Raw genomic sequence first — 14,537 nt, forward strand, 5'->3', positions numbered from 1 at the left:
TCACTCCGGGCCCGTGCAGACGACTCCGCGGCAGCCGCGCGCGACCGGTTGCCGCACCTGTCGACCGAGCAGACCGCACGGGACATGGACGCGATACGCGCCGCACTCGGTGAGCGCCGGACCAACTTCCTCGGCGTCTCCTACGGCAGCTACCTCGGAGCCGCCTACATCGCCCGCTTCCCGCACCGCACCGGCCGGATGGTGCTCGACAGCGTCGTCGGCCCCCGGGACTGGTACGACTTCGATGTCCTGCAGAGCCGGGCGCTGCTGCGCCAGCGCGACACCTTCTTCACCTGGACCGCCACCCACGCGGACCGCTTCGACCTGGGGCACAGCGCGGCGGCGGTCCGCCGGGCCTACCTGCGGGTGCGCGAACGGCTCGCCGAGCAGCCCGCGCAGGGCTTCGGTCCGGCCGAGTTCGACCGTGCCGTCTACCGCGCCCTCGGCCGCACCGAACGCTGGGCGGGCCTCGCCGACGGCCTGCGCGCCTACCTGCGCGACGGCAGCACTGACGGACTCCGCCCCGAGACCGACTTCGACGGCCCGGTCTCACGCAACTACGAAGCGGCCAACCGCCTCGTCAAGTGCGCCGACGGCCCCGCACCCACGCCCCGGGAGATCGTGACGGACATCCGCCGTACCCGCCGCATCGACCCTCAGCCGGTACTGACCGGCATGGAGGCCTCCAGCTGCGCCTACTGGCACCACCGGCCCGGCCACCGGACCCGGCTGGGCAGCCCCGAGGCACCGCCCGTGCTGCTGGTGGCCTCCGCACACGATCCCGTCACGCCCGCCGAAGGGGCACGCCAGCTGCGTCGGCTCCTGCCCGGCTCCCGCCTGATCACCCTCGAAAACGACTACTCCCACGGCGTGTTCGCCAGCCGGGGCAACGCCTGCGTGGACGACAATGTGGCCGCGTACCTCGTCGAGGGGACCGTGCCGCCGACGGACCGACGATGCGCGGGGCCGGGTCTGCCCGAGGCGCCGTGACGCCGCCGGCTCGACAACCCCTCGCCCCGCCCGGGTGCGTGCAGCCGTCCTCGACAGGTCCGAGTACGGCGGGTTCGCGGCCGAGCGAGCCCGGGGCAAGCAGTCCGTCCTTGCTATTCCGCCTGAAGCCCCGCGTACAGCCGCTGGTTCAGCGGCTTCCGGGCGAGCAGCAGTGTCCCGCCGAGAACGACTGAGGAGACCGCGACGATTGTGAAGTACGCGGCACTCGGGAGCGCGGCGAAGAGCTGGCCGAGGAGGCCGGACAGCGACGAGCCGAGGGCAAGGGTGAGGAAGTTCAACCCGACCATCTGGGCTTTGAACCTGGACGGCCCGATCTTCGTCGCGAGCGCCAGTCCGATCGGCCCGACGTAGACCTCGGACGACCCGGCGAGCGCCATGAAGAGGAGGATGAGCAGGAGCGGAATCGTCGCGTTCCCGGTCGCGGTCGAGACGACGAGGAGGTAGAAGTACGCGAGGCCGATCTGGATGAGCCCGATTGCGAACTTCGCCACCGGCTTGGGCTGTCGCTCCCCGAGACGGCTCCACAGGCGTGCGATGAGCGGCGTGATCAAGACAGCCGAGAGCGGGCTGACCGCCGTGATCCAGGCGACCGGGAACGTCCACGTCCCGACCCCCAGGTCGACCCGGTCGGTGATGAGGATCGAGATCGCCGTGAACTTCTGGAAGAGGAAACCGAAGTAGACACCGGAGAGCAGGAACAGCGGCAGGTAGGCGCTCACCCGCCGCTTCTCGTCTCTCGTCACTCTTGCCGAGGAGAGGATGAGGGCGAAGTATCCGGCCGCCGCGACCAGCGCGGCGATCGTGACGATGCTCGACATGTTCCCTGCGCTGAGCAGCCCGCTCAGCGAACACACCGCGATGACGGCGAGCGTGGTGACCGCGTACCCGGCCGGGGCGAGAAGCTGCCTGGCGGGCAGCGGATTGTTCACCTTTCCCGCCCGCTCGGGCAGCCTCTTCAAGGAGAAGCCGTACTGGACGAGGGCGGCGAACATGCCCACCGCGGCGAGGCCGAATCCGTAGTGGAACCCCCATTGGCTTTGGGCGAATCCGGTGGACAGCGGACCGACGACGGCTCCGATGTTGATCGCCATGTAGAAGTAGGAGAACCCGGCGTCACGTTTGGCGTCGGCGTGGCCGTCGAGCATGAACCCGACGATCGAGGTGATGTTCGTCTTGAGGGCTCCCGTACCGAGGATGATGAGTACGAGGCCGACGCCGAGACCCGCCGGCCCGGACACGGCCGCCAGGGCGATGTGCCCGCACGTGATGACGATCCCGCCCCAGAGCACCACATATTTCGGGCTGACGAGCCGGTCACCGACCCAGGCGCCGACCAACTGGGCCAGATAGACGGCGCCGCCGTAGGCTCCGACGATTCCTGACGACGCGGCCGGTCCGAGGTCGAGTCCGCCTTTGTCGAGGGAGTACAGGAGATAGAAGGACAGGATTCCCTGCAGGCCGTAGAAGGAGAAGCGCTCCCAGAGTTCCGTGAACGCCATGCTCCATATGCGGCGAGGCACGGCGCGGTTCTCGGCGGGCGCGGCGAGCCGCGGCGGCGTCAATGTCATGGTGGTACCTCGCAGTGGTGAGCTGACGGCTCGTGGCGGAGATGTCGGAGGCGCGGTCGGGTCCTGCTACTCGTGGAGTCCCGCCAGCCGGGAGCCGAAGCGGGCGATCAGCGAGGTCCGCTCGGCACGGCGGGACTGCTCCCAGCCGTCGGCGACCTCGAAGAGCCGGTACATCGCGTGGACGCCGAGCCAGCGGAGGGGTTCGGGCTCCCAGAGCCCGGAGTCGTGGTCGTTCCAAGGCAGTGTGGTGCGCTGGGTCGTCCGGCCCTCCGCACGGTCGAGGAGTGTGCGGGCCGCCAGTTGGGTCGCCGTCACCCCGTGCCCGGCGTAGCCACGGGCGACGCCGATACGGGTGTCCGGGTCGAAGTGGATCCCGGCGCACCAGTCGCGGGTGACGCCGATGACTCCGCGCCAGGCATGGGCGATGGGCATGTCGAACCCGGGGAAGAGAGCATCGAGCTTTCCTCGCAGCTGCGCCACGGTCCGTTTGTCGACCGCGCCGCTGCCGGGTGTACCCGAGTTGTATGCGTAGGGCGAGCCGCGCCCGCCGATGGCGATCCGGCCGTCGGCGGTGCGCTGGGCGTAGACGAAGGTGTGGGCGGCGTCGCTCAGGCACTCCCGGCCGCGCCAGCCGATGCGTGCCCAGGTCTTCTCCGGCAATTGCTCGGTGACGATGATCGATGAGTTCACGGGTATCACCTGCCGCGCGCCGAGGCCGGGCGCGTCCCCGGTGACGGTGCCGGAGTAGGCTTCCAGACAGGACAGGATCGTGGCGCCGCGCACCGGTCCGCGGTCGGTCATCACGGACCCGGCACCGATGTGGCTGACCCGCGTGCCCTCGCAGATCCGTACGCCCCGCGCGGCGACGGCCTCGGCGAGCCCCCGGGTGAGCAGCGCGGGATCGACAGCTGTGGTGCGCGCGTAGAGGATGCCGCCGACCGCGTCCTCGATATGGACGCGGGCCCGTGCCTCGGCCGCGCCGAGAAGCCGGACGTCGTCGGTCGAGTAGCCGTAGGTGAGGTCACTCCGGTAGGTCGCGCGGATGCGTTCCATCCCGGCCGGTGTCTGGGCGATCTTGAGATTCCCGCCCTGCGTCTGATGCGCGTTGATGCCCTCGGTGTCGAGCACGGTCAGCGTCTCGTCGATCGCCGTGAACATGGCCTGCTGAAAGGCGCGGACGGCCTCGATACCGTGCCCGCCCGCCGCGTCGACGGACTTGGCGTAGACGGCGCGATTGCCGGGAATCAGGGTCGAGAGCCAGCCTCCGTTGCGGCCACTCGCGCCGTAACCGATCTCCTCGGCCTCCAGGACGGTGATCGCCCGGTCAGGGTGCTCGAGCGAGGCGTAGTAGGCCGCCCATAGCCCGGTGAGTCCGCCGCCGACGATGACGAGGTCCTGTTCCTCGGTCGGCAAGGGGGCCGGCGACCGGGCGTCGTGGGCAGGGGTGTTCGCGGCGTGTCCGGCCGAGCTGTGCCCGGGCAGGTCCGGAGGCATGGAATCCCGCATCCAGTGCGAGATCGCGCCATTGCGGTATGTGGTCATTGCATGTTTCCGCATGTTTCCTCGACGGTTTCGAAAGTCCGGTGCCCGGCCGAGCGGGCCGCGCGCTGACGGCGCGGTCGGCGACGAGGTGGGGTGGTCAGCGCTCGGATGTGAGGGGTGCCGTGCGCCGCGCGAGGGGGCGGGGTGGGTACCCGTGGGCCACGCGTCGCTGCGCACGTGCGGGTGGGGGCGTGCGCGGGCACGGTTCGGGCGGGGACGTGCTGGGTGGGGACGTGTTCGGGCGGGGACGTGTTCGGGGGACGCGGGCGGGGACGGTCAGTAGGTCGGAGGGGACATCGCCCACAGGACACGGGCCTCGGCGGTGCCTGTGCTCTCGGCGACACGGTGCGGCCGGCTGCTGCGGTAGTGAACGGAGTCGAAGGCCGTCAGGGCATGGGTCTCGCCGTCGATCGTGACCTCGACGTCGCCGGCGATGACGAGGAGGACCTCCTCGGAATCGCCGTGGGTGTAGGGCTCGACGCCTGTTGATCCGCTCGGCTCGAAGTGGCCGAGGAGGAGTTCGAGGTGGTCGAAGTGTGCCGGTGTCAGCTTGATCTTCGAGGCGCCTTCACCGAAAGCCACACCTTTGGCGTCCTGGAAGCGCAGTACCGGCTGGGTCGGGGACGCGGCCTGTGCGAAGAGGTCACCGACGTTGAGGCGGAGCACCGAGCAAATCCGCTGAAGGGTCGACACGCTCGCGTTCGAGCGGCCCCGTTCGATCGAGGAGAGGTGACCTTCGGTGACCTCCGCACGGGCGGCAACGTCGCTGAGGGTGAGTTGCAGTGCTCGTCGACGCCGGCGAAGGCGTGCGCCCGGGGTCTGGGCTGTTCCGGATTCGGTGCTCACGCCGGAGAAGCTAACTCAGTTTGAGTGGTACCTCAATAGTTTGGACTGCAGCATAGAAATCTTTACTGGGCGAGGTCAGACGGCGAACCGGCGCTGGGCGAGCAGTTCGAACAGACTGAGTGCGGCAGCGACCACGACACCCGCCCTGCGCCCGACGTGTGCACGGGACCGGCAGGGCGTCAGCTGCTCCCTGGCCCGTCGTCTCCGTCCGCTCGCAACCCCGGGGCGCTCGGTTTCCCGGTGTATGCGGAGCACCGTGTGCCTCTCTCCATCGGCCTGCGATTCCCACCTCCGAGTGGTTTCGACGTGGGCCGCGGGCGTATTCGGTGAGGGTCCCGTTCACTCTCTCCAGGCCTGTATATGCGGGTCTCCAGCGAGCCGCGGAGGGGCAGCATGGCAGAGGGAACAGTTCTGTTCGCGGTATCCGAGCTGCCTGAGGGCAGGAGCGCCGGTGCCGAACAGCTGCACCGGATCAGCGAGGACCTGGTGACCCGCGGCTTCGAGGTGCGCTGGGCGTCGACGAGCGGGGACGCGCAGGCGGTGTTGCGCACCGAGGCGGGACTGGCCGCCGCCGTGGTGGACTGGGGGCTTCCGCACGACGGCGCGGTTGCCGACGAGCCGGGTGGCGCCGAAGCGCTGCGCCAGGTCGGGCGGCGTTTCCAAGGCCTGCCGGTCTTCCTGGTCATGACCGGTGAGGATCTGGAACAGCTGCCGCTGTGGGTGGCGGAGACCGTGGTCGGCTACATCTGGCCCCTGGAGGACACGGCGCGTTTCATCGCCGGACGGGTCGCCCGCGCCGCCCGCAGTTATCAGGAGGAGCTTCTGCCGCCGTTCTTCCGAGCGCTGCGCCTGTTCGACGACGCGCACGAGTACTCCTGGCACACGCCCGCCCACTCCGGCGGCGTCGCCTTCCTCAAGTCACCGGTGGGCCGGGCCTTCCACGACTACTTCGGGGAACGGCTGCTGCGCAGTGACCTGTCCATCTCGGTCGAGGAACTCGGCTCGCTGTTCGAACACACCGGACCGGTCGGTGCGGCGGAGCGCAACGCCGCACGAATCTTCGGCGCCGACCGAACCTACTTCGTCCTGCACGGCGACTCGACCTGCAACCGCATGGTCGGCCACTTCAGCGTCACCCGCGACGAGATCGCGCTGGTGGACCGCAACTGCCACAAGTCGGTGCTGCACGGTCTGGTCCTCTCCGGTGCCCGGCCGGTCTACCTGGTCCCCACCCGCAACGGTTACGGCTTGGCGGGCCCTCTGCCACCTTCGGAGATCCGGGCGGACGCGATCGCAGCCAGGATCGCCCGCAATCCACTCGCCCGGAATGCGGGCACGCCCCAGGCCCAATACGCGGTGCTGACCAACTCCACGTATGACGGGCTGTGTTACGACGCCCTCCAGGTCGCCCGGGCCCTCGCGCCCAGCACCCCGCGGCTGCACTTCGACGAGGCCTGGTTCGCCTACGCCGGCTTCCACCCCCTCTACGCCGGACGCTTCGGCATGTCGGTGGGTCCCGACACCTTCCCCGGGCCCGAACGCCCGACCGTCTTCTCCACCCAGTCGACGCACAAACTGCTGGCCGCGCTGTCGCAGAGCGCCATGGTGCACGTCAAGCCCGCGCCCCGTGCACCGGTGGAGCACGACCGGTTCAACGAGGCGTTCATGATGCACGGCACCACCTCGCCGCTGTACCCGATGATCGCCTCGCTGGACGTGGCCGCCGCGATGATGGACGGGCCGCAGGGCCGCTGGCTGGTCGACGAGTCGGTGATCGAGGCCATCCGCTTCCGCCAGACAGTCGTACGCGTCGGCCGACGCATCGCGGCCGCCGGTGACCGGCCCGGCTGGTTCTTCGGCGTCTGGCAGCCCGAGACCGTGGTCGACCCCGCCTCCGGCGAGCGGCTGCCCTTCGCCGACGCCCCGGTTGAACTGCTGCACGGGGAACCCTCCTGCTGGCAGCTGGAGCCGGACGCCGACTGGCACGGTTTCGCCGGGCTCCCCGACGGCTACTGCCTGCTCGACCCCGTCAAGGTCACTCTCACCTGCCCCGGCATCGACGCCGACGGGCGCATGGCCGACTGGGGTGTCCCCGCCCGCGTCCTCACGGCCTACCTGGCCACCCGCAACATCATGGTGGAGAAGACGGACACGTACACCACGCTCATCTTGTTCTCCATGGGGATCACCAAGGGCAAGTGGGGGACGCTCATGGACGCCTTGATGGACTTCAAGGCGCTCTACGACGAGGATGCTCCGCTGGAGCGCCTGCTGCCCGAATTGGTCGCGGCCCACCCCCGGCGCTACACCGGCCAGACCTTGCGCGCGCTGTGCCAAGAGATGCACGACCACCTCCGGGAAGCCCGGCTGGTCGAACTGCTCGACACCGCCTTCCAGGAACTTCCCGAGCCCGTCACCCCACCTCAGCACTGCTACGAGCGCCTCATCCGCAGCGGCACCGAACGAGTGCGACTTGCCGACGCGGCCGGCCGAACCGCCGCCGCCATGGTCACCGTCACCCCGCCGGGCATCCCCGTCCTGATGCCCGGCGAGAACATCGGCACGCCCGATGGTCCGCTGCTGCGCTATCTGACGGCCCTGGAAGGCTTCGATCGACGGTTCCCCGGTTTCCACAGCGAGACCCACGGTGTCGCCCTCGATCCGGACACCGGTGACTACCTCATCGAGTGCGTACGCCGGATTCCCGCCCAGCAACCCCACCGCACCGTCGACCGAGCGCACGGCGCGTCCGAACCAGCGGACTCCTGACCAACCGTGGACCGCAACAGGCGGATAGGGTGAGCACTGGTCGGCGGACGCGGCGGGAGGAGGCCGGCGGGAGGCATGGCAGCCTCGGAGGAGAAGCACACATCAGGGTCAGGGCCGGGTCGTCCCACGTCCCGGGACGTGGCCAGGCTCGCCGGCGTGTCGCACACGGCCGTTTCCTTCGTGTTCAACGGCCGGGCCGAGGGCAACCTCTCCCTCGCCACCCAGGAGCGTATCCGGGAAGCCGCCGCCCAGCTCGGCTACCGGCCCGACCCTGTGGCCCGTGGCCTGCGCAGCCGTCGCACCGCCGTGATCGGCCTGGTCACCGACGAGATCGCCTCCACTCCGTTTGCGGGGCGCTTGCTGCGTGGTGCGATGGAGACCGCCTGGGACAGTGAGCACCTGGTGCTGACCATCGACTCCGGCGGCGACCCGGCCAAGGAGGACGCGGCTGTTGCCGAACTCCTCGACCGGCGGGTCGACGGCATCATCTACGCCGCCATGTCCCTGCGCCGGGTGCGTGTCCCCGAAGGGCTGCACCGTACGCACTCCGTCCTCGCCAACTGCCTGCCCGAGGACGGCTCCTTGTCAGCCGTCATCCCCGCCGAACGCGCGGGCGGCCGTGCGGCGGCGCGGCTGCTGCTCGCGCAGGGGCATCGCAGAGTCGCCGTCGTCGGTGGCGAGGCGGACATCGCCTCCGTGGAACGTCTGCAAGGATTCCGCGACGCGTTGCGCACCGAGGGGGTCACGGTTCCCAGGGAGTGGGTCGTCCGCACCGGCGGGGAGATCTCCAGTGGCTACGAGGGTGCCCTGCGGCTGCTCGACGGTGCTGCCGCAGGGCGGTGTCCCACCGGGCTCTTCTGCTACAACGACAGGGTCGCGGCGGGGGCCCTGCACGCCGCGGCCCGGCTGGGACTCTCCGTCCCCGGCGACCTGTCCGTGATCGGGTACGACGATCAAGAGCACATGGCGGCCTTCCTCTCCCCGCCCCTCACCACGGTGGCGTTGCCGCACCGGGCGATGGGTGAGGCAGCGGTCCGGCTGGTGCTGGGCGCCATCGGCGCGGGACGGGTGCCGAGACCCGCTGTGCGGCGTATCGCCTGTCCCGTCATCGACCGGGAGTCGGTGGGGCCTGCTCCCAGGCGGTGACGGACACTCCGTCGCCTGTCACGAGGAGTTCCGGCACGTCGTCGGGCCGGCGGTACACGCGCTCGGTGACCATGGCGTGGTCGCCGACGAACACCTCGTACAGCGATCCGTCGACGAGGACGCGCACCGTGAGTTCCTCCCCCGCTGGTACCCGTACCTCGACGGCCGCGTCGTCCAGGTGGGCCGTGCGAGGCCAGCCACTGCGGTCGAGGGTTACCGTGCCCTGTACGGGGTCGACTCCGATGGTCAGCTCCGCGCCCGACGCCGAGCGCAGCAGACGCACGGCGGTGTGAGCGCGGGCGGTGACGGTCAGGTCGTAAGCCTGCGGCAGTGGTGCCGGTCCCGGGCTCGTGGTGAAGGGCTCGGCGGCCCGCAGGAGCCGGACCTCGGGGGCCGGGGCGACCCGCAGGGATCCGTCCGGGGCCACGTCGATGACGCGGGGCGCGGTCAGGACGCCGGCCCAGCCGGCCCGGTCGATCTCGGGCTGTGCACGAGCCTCCCAGGACCAGCCCCACATCAGAGTGCGACCGGCCTCCTGGAGCACGGCGGGTGCGTAGAAGTCGCGGCCGTGGTCGAGACGGCCCCCGGCACGGGCCACGAGACGCCAACCGCCGTCGGCGACGCTGTCCAGGCGTCCTGTCAGGTAACCCGTACTGCGGGGCTCCTTGTCCCACAGCGACACCACGAGCACCCAGTCGCCGCCCGATGTCTCGCACAACTGTGGACATTCCCAGCCGACCGCCGTGTCGCCGAACGCGGCCGCCGCGACAGGGTCGGCGCCGTCGATCAGGACTCCGGCGAATCGCCAGCGCGACAGATCGTCGCAGTCGTAGAGCAGCACCGACGGCGTGCCGTCGGCGTGTCCCGCACCGACCAGGGCCCAGCGTCGGCCGCCGTGCCGGAAGACGAACGGATCGCGGAACATCACCACATCCAGCCCGTCCGGAGGGCCTGTCACCACTGGCGTGGGCAGCGGCTTCCACTCGGTCAACGTCTCGTCGTCGGGGTCCGCGGCCGATGCGAGGCAGATGGTGCCCAGGCCGGTGTGGTCGCGGTCGACGCCCGTGTAGACAGCGGTCGGCACACCGTGGTCGTCGACCACGCAGCCGGACCAGCAGCCCCCCTCGTCAGGACCGCCCGGGGTCGGCGCGAGGGCCACGGGGTGGTGCCGCCAGCGGGCGAGGTCGGGGCTGGAGACATGGCCCCAGTGGACGTTGGCGTGCACGGGGGAGTCCGGGTTGTGCTGGTAGAAGAGGTGGTACCGGCCGCGCCAACGGAACGGGCCGTTGGGGTCGTTGACCCAGTTCGCGGGCGGACGGATCCGGAAGCGCGGTGCGTTCGGATCGTGGGACGGAGCGGGAACGCTCAACGGTTGACTCCTGCGGAGGTGATGCCCTCACGGAGAGGGCGCTGACCGACGACGAACACGGCGACGGCGGGAATCATCGACAGCACGACACCGGCGAGCACCACTGAGATGGAGCCGGTGCCGAGGTTGCCCTGCAACGAGACCAGACCCAGCGGCAGTGTGTAGTTCTGGCTGGACGTCTCGAGGATCAACGGGCGGAAGAACTCGTTCCAGTGGTAGTTGAAGGCCAGGACACCGACGATCGCGAGGCCTGGTGCGGCCAGCGGGGCGTACACCGAGCGGAAGACCCGCCAGGGGCCTGCCCCGTCGAGCATCGCCGCCTCGCCCAGGTCCTTGGGCATGCCGAGGAAGTACTGACGCATCAGGAACGTCCCGAACGCGGTCGGGAACGCTGGCACGATCAGGCCGAGCAGGGTGTCGGTCAGACTCATCGACTTCAGCACCAGGAAGACCGGTACGATCGTGACCTGGAGCGGCACCATCATGGTCGCCAGCACCAGGGCGAACAGGACCTTCTTGAAGCGGAAGTCCAAGCGGGCGAAGGCGTACCCGGCGAGTCCCGCGGTGATCATCTGTCCCAGCGCGATCAGCGCGGTCACCAGCGTGGAGTTCAGGGCGAGCAGCCATACGTCGATCTGGTCGAATACGCCGCTGTAGGCCTCGGCCGTCGGGTCGGACGGGACGATCTTCGGGGGCAGGTCGAAGGACTCGGCGGGGGTGCGCAACGACGTGGACACGGTCCAGATGACCGGGCCCAGGGTGAGCAGTGCGCACACGGTCAGTGCGGCGACCCGTGCCGACGGCGCGAGTGAGCGCCGGACACGGCTGGCGGTCAGGAATGCTTGGCTCATGGACTCGCACCCGGCTCACTGGTAGTGGACGAAACGCCGGCTGAGCCGGAACTGGAAGGCGGTGACCGCCATGATCAACACGAACAGCAGCACACCCACTGCGGACGCCGTACCAAAGCGAAGCTGTTCGAAGGCGGTCTCGTAGATGACCATCACGACGGTGCGGGTGGAGTCACCGGGGCCGCCGTTGGTGAGTACGTACGGCTGCTCGAAGACCTGGAGGGCGTTGATGATGCCGACCACGGACGCCACCAGCAGGGTGGGCGACAGCAGCGGCAATGTGACGTGCAGGTGCTTGCGCAGGCCGGTCGCGCCGTCGAGGGAGGCGGCCTCGTGCATCTCCTTGGGGATGTTGTTCAGGCCGCCGACGAACAGGAGGAACGAAAAGCCGAACTGCTGCCATACGTAGACGAGAATCACCGCGGCCATGGCGCCGTTCTCCGAGGTCAGCCAGGGCACCGGAGCGATGCCGACCAGGCCGAGCAGCCAGTTCACGACTCCGAAGTCCTGGTTGAACAGGTACTTCATCACCACCGAGATGGAGGCGGCGGACAGCACCAGCGGGAAGAAGAACGCCGACCGGAACGCCGAGCGCAGCCACACCGGCATCCGCCCGTTCACGGCGAGCGCCAGTATCAGCGCGATCAGCAGTTGCGACGCCACAGCCAGCACCATGAACACCAGGGTGTTGCCGAAGGACACCAGCACGGTGGAGTCCGTGAACGCCTCGCGGTAGTTCGCCGTGCCGGCGAAGCGCGGAGAGTCGATCACGTTCCAGTGGAAGAGGCTGAGCACCACCGAGCCGACGATCGGTACGACGGTGAAGACCACGATGCCCACGATGGTGGGTGCGAGGAACAGCGCCGCCAGCAAACGGGCGCCGCGCTCGCGCGCCGAGGGCCGGGGCCGGTCCCCGGTTGGGGGATCGGCGGCCCGATCCGGCCGTGCGGCCGGGACCTGAGTGTTCGTCATGCGTCACGCTCCATGGTCTTCTCCAGGTCGCTCTGGAGCCGGCGCAGCGCGGGGCGCACCGAACGTGGGGAGGCCAGGGCGGTTCCGGTGTGCTTGAGCAGCACCTGTTCGACCTCGGCGACCTGCGGCGGCGCCGGGATCGGTCCGGTGTCGGGGAACTGGTCGAGAGTGCCGTAGAAGGCCTCCCAGTGTTTCGGGCCGCTCTCCCGGTAGCGCTCCGCGGTGAGCATCGAGCGGCGCGCCGGGGTGGTCTGGTTGGCCCGGAACAGCCGGGTCAGAGTGTCCTTGCGGGCGGCGTACTTGATGAACTCCCACGCCTCGTCCTGCCGCTTCGACGTGCGCAACATGGCGTAGCCGGCCGCTCCGAACTGGTGGCGCTGGGTGCGCCAGCGCGGGAAGTACTGCACGTCGTAGCCGGTCGACTTCATCCCGGCCAGGCTCAGGCCGCCGGCCCAGAAGCCGCCCGCCGGAGTGACTCCCACCCGGCCGGTGGAGAACACACCGACCAGGTTGGTGCCGTTACCGCCCTCGGGCCGGGTGCACAGCCCGTCCCTGATCAGGGAGGCGAGGTACTCGTACGCCTCCTCCACCCGGTCGTCGGTCACCTGTGGGGTGGTCCAGCGGAAGCCGCCGCCGCGGCCCTGGCGCCGACCGGCCGGGTAGAAGCCGTTCCACAGCCAGTCGCCCCCGGGCGCCTTCGATTCAGCGAGGAGGTTGGTGCCGTTGGCGAACAGCCACGGGACCACTCCGCCCCACAGGCGGTTGGTCCAGAAGTAGGGGGTGAAGTGGGAGTCGCTGGTCCGCTTCATCCTGCGCAGCAGGTCGGTGAAGTCGTCGCGGGTCCAGTCCGGCGGTGGGAAGTCCGCGCCGGCCCGGCGCAGCACCTGCCGGTTGAGGTAGATGTCGGCGGCGTTGAACTCCACCGGCAACTGGTAGAGGCTGCCTTCGTACATCATCGACTCCACCAGTGAGGGGTGGACGTCGGAGAAGTACTCACGCAGCTCAGCGGCATCCCGTTTGACCCAGCGATCCAGCGGCACCCCGAGGCGCTGGGCGAACAGCTGCACGCCCTCGGTGGCGACGTAGACCAGGTCGGGCGCGGTGCCCGCGGCGATCTGGGTGAGGATCTTCGCGAAGAAGTCGGACCAGTCGACTGCCTGTACGGCGTTCACACGCAGCTTGATGTCGGGATGGAGTTTGCGGAACCCCTCGCCGAGGAAGCGGACGGCGGCCTGGTCGAAGGCGGAGCCGAGGGTGGCGACGACGAGGGATCCGTCGTCCCGGCCGGGGATGTCGGCCCCGGTGAGCCGGTCCCAACTGGCGGCGGTGCCGGCCAGCGCGGCGGCCCCGGCTCCGTAGGCGCCGTACCGCAACAGCGCGCGGCGCTCGAAATGGTGCATCGGCGGCCCTAACTCGTGTTAGCCGAAAGCTGATGACCCAGATCATGAGAACCGCCCGGCGCGGATGTCAAGGGTCGCGCACGGCTTGACCTTTAACGAGTTAGGTCTACAGTCCTGCCCCACACGACCGCCCATCCCCACGAAGGGATCGATGTGTGATGTCCGGAGTCTCCAGAAGGGTGCTACTGGCCGGCACGGCAGCAGGAGCGACCGCCGCGCTGCTGTCCGCCGGATCGGCGGCAGCGAAGCCCAAGAACGGGACCACCGACCGCGCCGGCTACCGCGCCCGGTACCACTTCACGGTCCCCGACCAGTGGAAGAACGACCCGCAGCGTCCGATTTGGATCGACGGCGAGTACCACTACTACTACCTGTACAACGCGGACTACTTCACCGGCGGCACCGCGGCCGGAACCGCCTGGCGGCTGGCCACCAGTACCGACCTCGTCAAGTTCACCGACCGGGGCATCGCCGTGCCCAAGGACACCACGCCCAACGGCGATGTGTGGTCCGGATCGGCGGTGGTGGACACCGGCAACACCGCCGGGTTCGGTGCGGGCGCGGTCGTCGCCCTGGCCACCATGGAGCCCGTCGAGAACGCCGACAGCCAGGCCCAGTACCTGTACTACTCCACCGACGGCGGCCGCACCTTCACGCATCACGGCACCACCCCGGCCCTGCCCAACCCGGGCGTGCGCGACTTTCGCGACCCCAAGGTGATCCGCGACGAGGAACGCGGCCGATGGGTGATGGCCCTGGCCGAGAACACCAAGGTCGGCTTCTACCATTCGGAGGACCTGAAGTCCTGGAAGTACGTCGGCGGCTTCGTCAAGGAGGGGATCGGCGTCCTGGAGTGCCCCGACCTGTTCCGCATCACCGCCGAGAACGGCACGGCGAAGTGGGTGCTGGGCGTGAGCGCCAACGGCAAGGCATCCGGGCAGCCCAACACCTACGCCTACTGGACCGGCGGTTTCGACGGCACCACCTTCACACCGGACGCGGCCGACCCCCAGTGGTTGGACCACGGCTGGGACTGGTACGCCGCCCGAACCAGGCCTCGAAC

Annotated in this window: 11 protein-coding genes; 4 read left to right on the plus strand and 7 right to left on the minus strand. The window is 69.5% G+C overall.

Annotation, left to right across the window (positions count from 1 at the left end; translation table 11 throughout):
- A partial coding sequence (locus KBY19_RS33355; RefSeq protein ID WP_210967326.1) for an alpha/beta hydrolase occupies positions 1 to 990 on the plus strand: 990 nt, incomplete at its 5' end.
- Between the two features lie 113 nt (positions 991 to 1,103).
- Here KBY19_RS33355 and KBY19_RS33360 read toward each other — a convergent pair.
- From KBY19_RS33360 to KBY19_RS37675, 3 genes are all read right to left on the minus strand, one after another.
- Positions 1,104 to 2,579: a peptide MFS transporter gene (locus KBY19_RS33360; protein WP_099886109.1), complete on the minus strand. Its 1,476-nt coding sequence runs from the start codon at positions 2,577 to 2,579 to the stop codon at positions 1,104 to 1,106.
- Positions 2,580 to 2,645: 66 nt separating this feature from the next.
- Positions 2,646 to 4,121, minus strand: coding sequence for an FAD-binding oxidoreductase (locus KBY19_RS33365; protein ID WP_099886110.1), 1,476 nt, complete (start codon positions 4,119 to 4,121; stop codon positions 2,646 to 2,648).
- A 276-nt stretch (positions 4,122 to 4,397) separates the two neighbouring features.
- Positions 4,398 to 4,967, minus strand: coding sequence for a helix-turn-helix domain-containing protein (locus tag KBY19_RS37675; RefSeq protein WP_099886111.1), 570 nt, complete (start codon positions 4,965 to 4,967; stop codon positions 4,398 to 4,400).
- Positions 4,968 to 5,360: 393 nt separating this feature from the next.
- On the opposite strand from KBY19_RS37675, the gene KBY19_RS33375 reads away from it, so the two are divergent.
- Together KBY19_RS33375 and KBY19_RS33380 are read left to right on the plus strand one after the other, a co-directional pair.
- The gene (locus tag KBY19_RS33375) at positions 5,361 to 7,736 is read left to right on the plus strand and encodes an Orn/Lys/Arg decarboxylase N-terminal domain-containing protein (RefSeq protein ID WP_210967327.1); all 2,376 of its coding nucleotides are present in this window, start codon (positions 5,361 to 5,363) and stop codon (positions 7,734 to 7,736) included.
- 75 nt (positions 7,737 to 7,811) lie between these two features.
- The gene (locus KBY19_RS33380) at positions 7,812 to 8,882 is read left to right on the plus strand and encodes a LacI family DNA-binding transcriptional regulator (protein ID WP_099886113.1); all 1,071 of its coding nucleotides are present in this window, start codon (positions 7,812 to 7,814) and stop codon (positions 8,880 to 8,882) included.
- Here the strand turns inward: KBY19_RS33380 and KBY19_RS33385 are convergent.
- From KBY19_RS33385 to KBY19_RS33400, 4 genes are read right to left on the minus strand one after another with little or no spacing between them, the layout of a single operon-like run.
- Positions 8,842 to 10,251 carry a glycoside hydrolase family 32 protein gene (locus KBY19_RS33385; RefSeq protein ID WP_210967328.1) on the minus strand — a complete coding sequence of 470 codons (1,410 nt, stop codon included), beginning with the start codon at positions 10,249 to 10,251 and terminating at the stop codon, positions 8,842 to 8,844. The genes KBY19_RS33380 and KBY19_RS33385 overlap by 41 nt on opposite strands.
- Positions 10,248 to 11,102, minus strand: coding sequence for a carbohydrate ABC transporter permease (locus tag KBY19_RS33390; protein ID WP_210967329.1), 855 nt, complete (start codon positions 11,100 to 11,102; stop codon positions 10,248 to 10,250). The genes KBY19_RS33385 and KBY19_RS33390 overlap by 4 nt, the downstream gene beginning before the upstream one ends.
- 15 nt (positions 11,103 to 11,117) lie before the next feature.
- On the minus strand, positions 11,118 to 12,074 hold the full coding sequence (locus KBY19_RS33395; protein WP_099886115.1) for a carbohydrate ABC transporter permease: 957 nt from the start codon (positions 12,072 to 12,074) through the stop codon (positions 11,118 to 11,120).
- Positions 12,071 to 13,474 (minus strand): extracellular solute-binding protein, encoded by a 1,404-nt coding sequence (locus KBY19_RS33400; RefSeq protein WP_210956846.1) that lies wholly within the window; start codon positions 13,472 to 13,474, stop codon positions 12,071 to 12,073. The genes KBY19_RS33395 and KBY19_RS33400 overlap by 4 nt, the downstream gene beginning before the upstream one ends.
- 158 nt (positions 13,475 to 13,632) lie before the next feature.
- Between KBY19_RS33400 and KBY19_RS33405 the strand changes: the two genes are divergently transcribed.
- The coding region (locus KBY19_RS33405; RefSeq protein WP_210967330.1) for a glycoside hydrolase family 32 protein at positions 13,633 to 14,537 on the plus strand (905 nt) is incomplete at its 3' end.

It is taken from the genome of Streptomyces sp. B15 (assembly GCF_018070605.1).
Taxonomy (GTDB): domain Bacteria; phylum Actinomycetota; class Actinomycetes; order Streptomycetales; family Streptomycetaceae; genus Streptomyces; species Streptomyces smyrnaeus.